This window comes from Vibrio genomosp. F10 str. 9ZD137 (assembly GCF_049974785.1).
Taxonomy (GTDB): Bacteria; Pseudomonadota; Gammaproteobacteria; order Enterobacterales; family Vibrionaceae; genus Vibrio.
The window spans coordinates 1-9,717 of sequence record NZ_JBNGCJ010001065.1 but is presented as its reverse complement, the minus strand read 5'-3'; the positions used below and the strand labels follow the sequence as shown (position 1 = coordinate 9,717).

The following is a 9,717-nucleotide window of genomic DNA, read 5'->3' as shown; positions in this document are numbered from 1 at the left end:
AACCGCTCTTCCGATCTTGGCCTTATTCGTATGCACCAGTTTGACAAAGTTGAATTGGTACAGATTACAAAACCTGAAGATTCAATGGACGCACTTGAAGAACTGACTGGTCACGCGGAGAAAGTACTTCAGTTACTTGAGCTTCCTTACCGTAAAGTCGTTCTTTGTACTGGCGATATGGGCTTTGGTTCTCATAAAACGTACGATTTGGAAGTGTGGGTTCCGGCACAAGAAACGTATCGTGAAATTTCTTCATGTTCTAACATGGGTGATTTCCAAGCTCGCCGTATGCAAGCGCGTTTCCGCCGTAAAGGTGAGAAGAAACCAGAACTGGTGCACACGCTGAATGGCTCTGGTCTAGCGGTTGGTCGTACTATGGTAGCAATTTTAGAAAATAATCAAGAAGCGGATGGTCGAATCTCAATTCCAACTGTGTTACAGAAGTACATGGGAGGGCTGACTCATATTGGTTGATGTACCGAACCCAATAATAGAGCGAACCCTAAAGATAAATCAGCCTAGTGTTTTAGTCGTTCTCTGAGTCTAGGTAGTTTTCATTAAAAAGATAAAGCCGAGCAATCCCTTATATAGAGTGTGATTGTTCGGCTTTTTTATTGTTGGTCTTATTTTTTACTGCTTGTTTCTAGGTTTGTTTAAAGGCCAGCTGTTTTCAAGCAGCTAGAGTTTATCCGCAGCACTTTTTATACTTTTTTCCACTGCCACATAAGCAGGGGTCATTGCGTCCGATTTTAGGCGCCGACTGTTTTTGACAAGGGTCTTCTTCGACAACACCATCGATGTAGTACCAAAGGTTGTTGAGTCTGATGAAACGTGATTTTTCTTGCATACAATACTGTTGGGTATCGTCATTGAAATACGCTTTGAACGAAACATACCCTTCATCAGAATGTTTGCCGTACTGTGTTAAGGTAACATCGAGCTTACACCAATCACAATGAATAGACTCCGTGATGGCTTCTTTGGATTCGCTTGCCAAGCAACTTGGGTGATAAGTATCAACAACGAAATCGACCAGTTTGAGTACATGAGCACTATATCGAGCGCGCATTAACTGCTCTGGATAGTGAGCAGCAGAATGATCTAAATGAATGGGTTCACAACAAGCCGCGTAGGTCAGTGAGCTCCCACAAGGGCATAAAGGCATAATAGGGTCCCTTGCTAGTATAGGGTCGATTGATAATGAAGAAGGCGCCATCTAAAGACGCCAAAATATGAAGGTGGTTAATAAAGCAGTCAGCTATATCTATGCTAAAAACGATATTGTCTGTTGTTCCGAGGTGTAGAACAGGGCCTTCGTTAACTGGCAGAGAAAAGATCAGCCGTCCATTTTAACGACTCATCGTAACTTAGGTTGACTTTGTCACTTTCCAATCCAAGCTCTTCTGTCATCTCAGCGACTTTTGACCAATCCGCTTTTTCATACGCTTTGACTAATAGTAAGATTTGCCCGAGTACGCCGGAGCCATGGCACAGAGCCTCTTTGACTTCTTCTTCAATTGGCATTGCCTCGACTAATTCTTCAAGAGGTTGATCCAATAGGCTGTCTAACAACGAAAACATACCCGTTAAAAAGGCGCTACCTTCTGCAACTTCGGACGTATGATGAGTAAAGAGTAATTCACAAAATCTTGCTCTCTGAACGGAAAGACCATAAAGGTACTGAGGTTTTGATTCTTTAGTCGATGCTATAGCGACTAAGGAAATGAATTTTCTCAACCGTTCTTTACCGAGATAAACGAGCGCTTGTCTAAAAGAGGTGATCTTTGAGCTCACCGTTGAGGAAGCGTTAACAAACGTCAGGAGCTTATAAGATAGCGTTAAGTCTGAGCTCACTAGATCTTCTATGGATGCATAATTAATATCGTCTTTGGCCACTTCTTTACAAAGTTGGATGAGGGTAACGAATGACGGTTCCAGCGCTTTACGTTGAATTATCTCCGGTTTACTAAAGAAATAGCCTTGGAAATAATGATAACCGGCCTCTTTTGCCTGTTCAAACTCTTCGTGGGTTTCTACTTTTTCTGCTAGGAAACGGATCTTTGTATCTTTTATTTTTTCTATGAAAACTCGAGTTTTAGCAATGGGTAATGCGCGAATATCAAATTTAATTATCGAGATATAAGGCAAAAAAGCCTTCCATTCTTTGCTCGGGACAAAATCGTCTAATGCTATTTTATAGCCTTGTCTCGCCATATCTTTGATGGCTTCGAGTAATTCATCGGTCGGTAAACAGTCCTCTAGGACTTCAACGACTAAGTTATCGACAGGAAACAGTGATGGGACTCGATTAATTAGGCTCTGGTATGGGAAGTTAACAAAACCAAGGTGTTCACCCAGCGTCGAGTAATGAGTCGACAAAAAATGATCAGACAACAAGCGACTAGTGGCCAGGTTTGAGTCAATTTCTGGAAAGCAGTTGTTAGGGCCATCTCTAAAGAGCAGCTCGTAGCCAATGGTTTTTCTATCTCGATCCAAAATAGGTTGCCGAGCAACATAAGAATAATTCAAAAAAGTCCCTTATCTTTTGCGTTGTATTTACTGTACCAACAAGTGATGATTGACAAAACGTGAGTCAAAATTGTCAATTCATTCAACTTTGTAATGCTTTTTCTTGTAATTTGAATCCACTATCATCATAGACCAAAATCGAACCTTGGGCATACCAATCGCCTAATACGATTCGAATACTCTCACCATTAGATGTACTAACTTGATGAATGTTTGGCCTGTGTGTATGCCCATGGATCATTAAATTGACGCCATGCTTCTCCATGACAGAAACCACTTCACCGGGGGTTACATCCATGATCTCCATCGATTTTTTCTGTTTGTCTTCCTTAATGTCAGACTGAACTTTGGACACGATTCTTTTTTTGATGAAAAATGGAATACGGTTAAAGACCCATTGAAGCCATGGCTGATGTACCTTTTTTCTATATTCTAAATATTTGATGTCTAACGTACACAAGGTGTCACCGTGAAGAATGACGGCCTTGCGACCATAAAGATCAATCACGGTTTCATCATTGAGAAGGGTCATCCCAGTTTGTTTGGCGAATCGTTTACCGACAAGAAAATCTCGATTACCTTGTGTGAAGTAACAATCGACTCCAGAATCTGTTAATTGCTTGAACTCTTTTTGAATCAGCAGAGAAAACTCAGAGTTGTCATCATCACCTACCCAGAACTCAAACAGATCACCAAGTACGTAAAGGCGAGTGGCGTTAATAGCGTCGTTACGCATGAAGTCGATGAAGCATTGAGTGATATCAGGACGTATAGGAGAAAGGTGCAAGTCTGAAATAAATAGTGTCGTCATAATCAATATAGAAGAGCACACTAGGTGCTCTTCTGTCTCACTTATTCTTCAATAGTCGAGCCAGTAATAAGGACTTCTTCTAGAGGGACATCTTGGTGCATCCCCATCGTTCCTGTGCTTACTGCTTTAATTTTATCAACGATGTCCATACCTTCAACAACCTCTGCAAAAACACAGTAACCCCAACCATCCATGCTCTCTGAGCGGAAATCTAGGAAGTTGTTGTTATTGACGTTAATGAAGAACTGAGAGCTTGCAGAATGAGGTTCCATTGTACGTGCCATAGCTAACGTGCCCACTTTGTTGCTTAGGCCATTATTAGCTTCATTCTTGATCGTCGCACGAGTAGCCTTTTCACGAAGACCCGATTCCATGCCACCACCTTGAATCATAAAACCATCGATAACACGGTGGAAAAGTGTGTTGTCGTAAAAACCGTCACGGCAGTATTGTAAAAAGTTCGCACACGTTTCTGGTGCTTTTTCTTCATTTAGTTGGATTTTGATGTCGCCGAAATTAGTATGAAGCGTGATCATGGATATACCTTTAACTCATGTTTTTGACTTAGGGCAAAGATTCTATATCAACTTTACTCAATTTAATACGTGGATTTTCATAGAAACTGCCGATGAATTTGCCGATATAGTCAGATTTTTACTCATAGTGGGATTACCTAAAAAGCTGTGACTTGATATACTCGGATTTACTTTATTTCACCAAATATTAGATAGAGATCATGTTAAAGATATATAACACACTCACAAGACAGAAAGAGGAATTCAAACCAATCAATGCCGGAAAAGTAGGCATGTATGTCTGTGGGGTAACCATATACGATCTCTGTCATATCGGTCATGGTCGTACCTTTGTTTCTTTCGATGTTATTTCTCGCTACTTGCGCTATTTAGGGTTTGATCTGAATTTTGTTCGCAATATTACTGATATCGATGACAAAATCATTAAACGCGCAGCAGAAAATGGCGAAACTTGCGATTCATTAACGGAACGATTGATAGCTGAAATGCATGCGGATTTTGACGCTCTGAATATGAAACGACCGGATGTAGAGCCGAGAGCAACAGAATACATCCAAGAGATTATTGATCTGGTCGAGAAGCTGATTGAACGTGGGTTTGCTTACGTAGCAAGCAACGGCGATGTGATGTTCGAAGTGAAAAAGTATGATGAATATGGTCGACTTTCTCGCCAGGACCTCGATCAATTACAAGCTGGCTCTCGCGTGACTTTAGAAGAAACCAGTGTCAAGCGTAGCGGAATGGATTTCGTATTGTGGAAAATGTCCAAACCAGGCGAACCCACTTGGGAATCGCCATGGGGTGCGGGGCGTCCTGGTTGGCACATTGAGTGTTCAGCAATGAACTCTTCAATATTGGGTAATCATTTTGACATTCATGGCGGTGGCTCCGATTTGCAGTTCCCACATCATGAAAATGAAATAGCTCAGTCGTGCTGCGCTCATGGTACTCAGTATGTAAATACTTGGATGCACAGTGGGATGGTGATGGTCGACAAAGAGAAGATGTCGAAGTCATTAGGTAACTTTTTCACTATTCGTGATGTGTTAGCGCATTACGATCCTGAAACCGTGCGTTACTTCCTAATGTCTGGTCATTACCGTAGCCAATTAAATTACAGTGAGGAAAACCTCAATCAGGCTCGTGCTTCACTAGAGCGCTTGTACACCTCTCTTCGTGGTTTGGATCTAACGGTCGCAGCTGCTGGTGGTGAGCAATACATTTCCCGCTTCTCAGAAGCAATGAATGATGACTTCAATACGCCTGAAGCCTATTCTGTGTTGTTTGAAATGGCGCGAGATATTAATCGCATTAAAACAGAGAACATCCAAAAGGCGAGTGAATTGGGAAGCCTGATGCGTGAGCTTGCTGACGTGATTGGTATTCTGCATCAAGAGCCCGAAGCCTTTTTGAAAGGAGACGTCGCGGATAACGATGAAGTCGCTGAAATTGAAGGATTGATCAAGCTGCGTAACGATTCAAGAGCGTCTAAAGATTGGGCTAATGCTGATTTGGCAAGAAACAAGCTCACTGAAATGGGCATTGTTCTTGAAGATGGTGCAGAAGGTACGACCTGGCGTCGCAATTAATTGAATGATTAGGGCTGACTTTTCAGCCCTTTTTTATGTTCAATCTTTTATTGTTTATTTTCCATATATCATTTTTATGCGTAATGCTTATACGCAATTATTATACGTAACTCTCATATACAACAAATGGCAAAGCAGGTACTTTCTTTTGGCACAGATGTATTTTTACTACTCAGCAATGAACGCGGGTAAATCGACAACACTTTTACAATCATCTTTTAATTATCAAGAGCGAGGAATGGTGCCTGTTATCTTTACCGCGGCACTTGATGATCGCTATGGCATCGGCAAGGTGAGCTCACGTATCGGTCTGCAATCTGAAGCTCAGTTATTTAGAAGTGAAACCAATTTATACGAAGAAATAGCGCATTTAAATGAACAAGAGAAGCGTCACTGTATCTTGGTGGACGAATGTCAGTTCTTATCAAAAGAGCAAGTTTATCAGTTAACTGAGGTCGTGGATAAGTTGAACATCCCAGTGCTTTGTTATGGGTTAAGAACGGATTTTCTGGGTGAGCTTTTTGAGGGTAGCCAATATTTATTATCTTGGGCAGATAAGCTGGTTGAGTTAAAAACAATTTGCCACTGTGGGCGTAAAGCGAACATGGTAATAAGAACCGATGAAGCAGGAAATGCGATAGCAGAGGGCGATCAAGTGGCTATTGGTGGTAACGACCGTTATGTATCAGCTTGTCGCCGTCATTATAAAGAAGCGCTTGGGAAATAAAACAGAACGACCGTAGCTTACATGTTACCGAGTTAAGAAAGCTGAACACTTAGCCGATAGCAATAAGTAACAACCAACAAAAAGCGGAGCCATGGCTCCGCTTTTTGTTGTATTCGACTAATTCGGATTGCTCTAAGGCAGTCAGAGATTAACGAGCACGGAAGACGATACGTCCTTTAGAAAGATCGTATGGTGTCATCTCAACAGTTACTTTGTCACCAGTAAGAATACGAATGTAGTTCTTACGCATTTTACCAGAGATGTGAGCTGTAACTACGTGACCGTTTTCTAGCTCAACACGGAACATTGTGTTTGGAAGAGTATCAAGGACAGTGCCTTGCATCTCAATTACGTCTTCTTTAGCCATTTAATCCTCTTTAGAAATTTGGCAATTTTAACGGACTTTACTCACCGTCAAAATGGGGAATTATGCAAAGTTGGAGCGTATTCTACCCTTGCCAACGTTGATTTACTAGCCTTTGATGACGATGAAATCGGACTTTATAGTTCATAGCTGGGCATTCGTCGATTTGATAACCTAAATAGAGCCACTGTTTACCCTGCATTTGGCAATATTCTAATTGGTATAGAACACCAAGTGTTCCAAGAGATAGAGGGATATCTGGGTCGAAAAAAGTGTAGAAGGCGCTGGCACTGTTACTCATTAGATCAGTGACTGCGATAGCGATGAGTTTTTCTTGTTCGTAAACATGTAGAAACTGGGTATTTAACCAAGCACAAGTTGAAAATTTGGCAAATTCTTCGCTTTTTGGCGGAAACATGCTGCCTGTTTTGTGGCGTGCGTGGATATAACGAGAATAGAGATCAAACCAACTTTCATCCAGTTCATCTTTTAATACCCAATGGTAATCGGATGCTTTGTTTTTGAGCCGTTTTTGACTTTTGGAGAGGACAAAATCGGGAACGGAAACGCGTAATGCCTGGCAGGATTGGCAATTATCGCAATGAGGTTTATAAATAGTATCACCACTGCGACGAAATCCATTCGCCAGTAATACTTCATAGCTTGAAGGGGAGTGCATTTGTGTATCAAGAGCAACCGCTACACGTTCTTCTTTGTTTTCAAGATAACTGCACGGGTGGCTATTTGTTAGCCCTATTTTGATTTGTTGAATGTCAGAGCTCATTTATGATCCTCTAATGGAGATGCGAGCCATTGAGTGCTAAAACAATCATTAGTAACGACTTGTTGTTTTAATTGTAGCAATGAATTCAAAAATTCGTCTCGTGGTATTTCTGTTGCACCCAAAGAAGTGAGGTGAGGGTTCATCACTTGGCAATCGATCAAGGTACCACCGTGCTTTTGGAAATGATGACAAAAATACCAAAGCGCAATTTTAGAGGCGTTACTTTTAAGGCTAAACATCGACTCACCACAAAACAGTGCCCCGACGCTTATCCCGTATAGCCCACCTATGAGTTCGCTATCACTCCAAACTTCAACAGAATGGCACAATCCTCGCTCTGCAAGTTCTGTGTATGCAGACTGCATATCCGGATTCAACCATGTTTCTTCTTCCGGTCTCAAATTACCACACAATTGGATTACCTGGTCTGTTGCTTGATTTAAGCTAACCCGATACTGGTGTTTCCTCTGAAATTTTTTGACACTTTTCGATGGCGTATAGCTGACCGGATAAAATACGGCTCTAGGGGCTGGGCTCCACCACAAAATTGGCTCTCCGGGGCCATACCAAGGAAAAATACCTTGCTGATAGGCGGCATAGATTCTATCCGCGGAAAGATCTCCACCAAAGGCAAGCAATCCATTGGGCTCGGTCAGTGCTTCATAAGGAGAGGGGAACACTAATTGAGTAAGAGGTAGCTCGGGTAAGTAAATAGCCATAAGAGTAGTAAAAGACAAGCGGTAAGAGGATGAGTCAATGGTATTCACTTTTCGTCTTGATGTCAGCTTTTGTTGTTACCAGTGAGATATTTTAATTGTCAATAGGATGGCGTATAAAAGTCAGAATTTGAGCGTAAAAATATTTTAACGAAACGTAGATTAGGTCTGGAGTTCAGGAATTATTTTCGTTAGTCTGAAAGAATCAAATTTTTCACTAATGCTTCACTCTGGGAAGTTCAGCATTGAGTTCAAGGATAATAATTTTTAATGGAAAGTCTTACGTTACAACCAATTAAAAAAGTAAATGGGGTTGTGAACTTACCCGGTTCGAAAAGTGTTTCTAATCGTGCGTTACTTCTTGCCGCATTAGCACAAGGTACGACACGTCTAACCAATCTGCTTGATAGCGATGATATTCGGCATATGCTGAATGCCTTGAAGCAACTTGGTGTTTCTTACACATTGTCACAAGACAAAACGGAATGTGAAGTAGTTGGGCTTGGTGAAGCGTTCAGTATCGAGGACGCTCAAGAACTTTTTCTTGGTAATGCAGGCACCGCAATGCGCCCATTGGCGGCGGCGCTTTGTTTAGGAACCGGTGAATTTGTGCTCACGGGCGAGCCTAGAATGAAAGAGCGACCAATTGGACACCTTGTTAATGCACTAAGAGAAGCGGGTGCTAAAATTGAGTACCTAGAAAGCGAAAACTACCCACCGCTAAAAATAACGGGTACAGGCTTACAGTCTGGCACCGTATCCATTGATGGCTCAATATCAAGTCAATTTCTGACGGCTTTCTTAATGTCGGCGCCGCTAGCAAACGGTGACATGACCATCGATATTGAAGGGGAGTTGGTGTCTAAACCATACATCGATATTACGCTTCATATTATGAAACAATTTGGTATTGACGTGATTAACAACGATTATCAGTCCTTCATTATCAAAGCTGGTCAATCGTATGTTTCTCCTGGTGATTTTCTTGTTGAAGGTGATGCTTCTTCCGCTTCTTATTTTCTTGCGGCTGCGGCGATCAAAGGTGGAGAAATTAAAGTCACAGGCATTGGAAAAAATAGTATTCAAGGTGATGTTCAGTTCGCCAATGCGTTAGAAAAAATGGGTGCAGAAATCGAGTGGGGTGAGGATTATGTTATCTCTCGCTGCGGCGAATTAAATGCCATAGATATGGATTTTAACCATATTCCTGATGCCGCAATGACGATAGCCACCACGGCTCTATTTGCTAAAGGTACGACGGCTATTCGCAACGTATACAATTGGCGAGTTAAAGAGACGGATCGCCTTTCAGCGATGGCAACAGAGCTACGCAAAGTAGGAGCTGAAGTCGAAGAAGGTGAAGATTACATCATTATCACGCCAGCGAGTAAGCTGACACATGCTGCGATTGATACTTATGATGACCATCGCATGGCAATGTGCTTTTCACTGGTCGCGTTAAGTGACACACCGGTGACCATTAATGATCCAAAATGTACGTCGAAGACTTTCCCCGACTATTTTGAAAAACTGTCTGGCCTCAGCCAGTAGTGGATTTGCTAAAAAGCTTGCCATCGGCAAGCTTTTTTATTGTTGGAGAGTAAACTCTTTAGAGAGGTGGAGAGCAAGGTACTTAAACATATTGAGATCGGAAGAGCGGT

The 9,717-nt window shown here is 41.8% G+C and carries 11 protein-coding genes; 4 read left to right on the top strand and 7 right to left on the bottom strand.

All coding sequences use genetic code 11. The annotated features are described in order from the left end of the window. Positions 1–474, top strand: a 474-nt coding sequence (locus ACP45E_RS22505; RefSeq protein WP_083251635.1) for an aminoacyl--tRNA ligase-related protein, incomplete at its 5' end; no start/stop codon positions are given. A gap of 211 nt (positions 475–685) precedes the next feature. Here the strand turns inward: ACP45E_RS22505 and ACP45E_RS22500 are convergent. From ACP45E_RS22500 to ACP45E_RS22485, 4 genes are all read right to left on the bottom strand, one after another. Next, the gene (locus ACP45E_RS22500; RefSeq protein WP_017038946.1) at positions 686–1,165 is read right to left on the bottom strand and encodes a YchJ family metal-binding protein; all 480 of its coding nucleotides are present in this window, start codon (positions 1,163–1,165) and stop codon (positions 686–688) included. A gap of 152 nt (positions 1,166–1,317) precedes the next feature. Next, positions 1,318–2,529: an EAL and HDOD domain-containing protein gene (locus ACP45E_RS22495; protein ID WP_017038945.1), complete on the bottom strand. Its 1,212-nt coding sequence runs from the start codon at positions 2,527–2,529 to the stop codon at positions 1,318–1,320. An 82-nt stretch (positions 2,530–2,611) separates the two neighbouring features. Then, positions 2,612–3,340: a UDP-2,3-diacylglucosamine diphosphatase gene (lpxH, locus tag ACP45E_RS22490; protein WP_017033740.1), complete on the bottom strand. Its 729-nt coding sequence runs from the start codon at positions 3,338–3,340 to the stop codon at positions 2,612–2,614. A gap of 41 nt (positions 3,341–3,381) precedes the next feature. After that, the gene (locus ACP45E_RS22485) at positions 3,382–3,876 is read right to left on the bottom strand and encodes a peptidylprolyl isomerase (protein ID WP_017038944.1); all 495 of its coding nucleotides are present in this window, start codon (positions 3,874–3,876) and stop codon (positions 3,382–3,384) included. Positions 3,877–4,076: 200 nt separating this feature from the next. On the opposite strand from ACP45E_RS22485, the gene cysS reads away from it, so the two are divergent. Both cysS and ACP45E_RS22475 read left to right on the top strand, forming a co-directional pair. Continuing rightward, positions 4,077–5,465, top strand: a complete 1,389-nt coding sequence (cysS, locus tag ACP45E_RS22480) for a cysteine--tRNA ligase (RefSeq protein WP_026026763.1) — start codon at positions 4,077–4,079, stop codon at positions 5,463–5,465. 148 nt (positions 5,466–5,613) lie between these two features. Continuing rightward, entirely contained in the window at positions 5,614–6,192 is a 579-nt protein-coding gene (locus tag ACP45E_RS22475; RefSeq protein WP_026026762.1) for a thymidine kinase, read from the top strand. Positions 6,193–6,340: 148 nt separating this feature from the next. On the opposite strand, the gene infA is transcribed toward ACP45E_RS22475, so the two are convergent. The 3 genes from infA to aat form a co-directional block, all read right to left on the bottom strand. Then, on the bottom strand, positions 6,341–6,559 hold the full coding sequence (gene infA / locus ACP45E_RS22470) for a translation initiation factor IF-1 (protein WP_001040192.1): 219 nt from the start codon (positions 6,557–6,559) through the stop codon (positions 6,341–6,343). Positions 6,560–6,641: 82 nt separating this feature from the next. Then, positions 6,642–7,340 (bottom strand): arginyltransferase, encoded by a 699-nt coding sequence (locus ACP45E_RS22465; protein ID WP_017033745.1) that lies wholly within the window; start codon positions 7,338–7,340, stop codon positions 6,642–6,644. Then, positions 7,337–8,059: a leucyl/phenylalanyl-tRNA--protein transferase gene (gene aat / locus ACP45E_RS22460; protein WP_017038943.1), complete on the bottom strand. Its 723-nt coding sequence runs from the start codon at positions 8,057–8,059 to the stop codon at positions 7,337–7,339. The genes ACP45E_RS22465 and aat overlap by 4 nt, the downstream gene beginning before the upstream one ends. A 267-nt stretch (positions 8,060–8,326) precedes the next feature. On the opposite strand from aat, the gene aroA reads away from it, so the two are divergent. Further along, positions 8,327–9,607 carry a 3-phosphoshikimate 1-carboxyvinyltransferase gene (gene aroA, locus ACP45E_RS22455; protein ID WP_017038942.1) on the top strand — a complete coding sequence of 427 codons (1,281 nt, stop codon included), beginning with the start codon at positions 8,327–8,329 and terminating at the stop codon, positions 9,605–9,607. Positions 9,608–9,717: the final 110 nt, after the last annotated feature.

Excerpts from the sequence above, each read along its gene's own strand:
- ACP45E_RS22500 (WP_017038946.1), bottom strand. The coding sequence starts at position 1,165 with ATGCCTTTATGCCCTTGTGGGAGCTCACTGACCTACGCGGCTTGTTGT.
- lpxH (WP_017033740.1), bottom strand. The coding sequence starts at position 3,340 with ATGACGACACTATTTATTTCAGACTTGCACCTTTCTCCTATACGTCCT.
- ACP45E_RS22485 (WP_017038944.1), bottom strand. The coding sequence starts at position 3,876 with ATGATCACGCTTCATACTAATTTCGGCGACATCAAAATCCAACTAAAT.
- cysS (WP_026026763.1), top strand. The coding sequence starts at position 4,077 with ATGTTAAAGATATATAACACACTCACAAGACAGAAAGAGGAATTCAAA.
- infA (WP_001040192.1), bottom strand. The coding sequence starts at position 6,559 with ATGGCTAAAGAAGACGTAATTGAGATGCAAGGCACTGTCCTTGATACT.
- ACP45E_RS22465 (WP_017033745.1), bottom strand. The coding sequence starts at position 7,340 with ATGAGCTCTGACATTCAACAAATCAAAATAGGGCTAACAAATAGCCAC.
- aat (WP_017038943.1), bottom strand. The coding sequence starts at position 8,059 with ATGGCTATTTACTTACCCGAGCTACCTCTTACTCAATTAGTGTTCCCC.
- aroA (WP_017038942.1), top strand. The coding sequence starts at position 8,327 with ATGGAAAGTCTTACGTTACAACCAATTAAAAAAGTAAATGGGGTTGTG.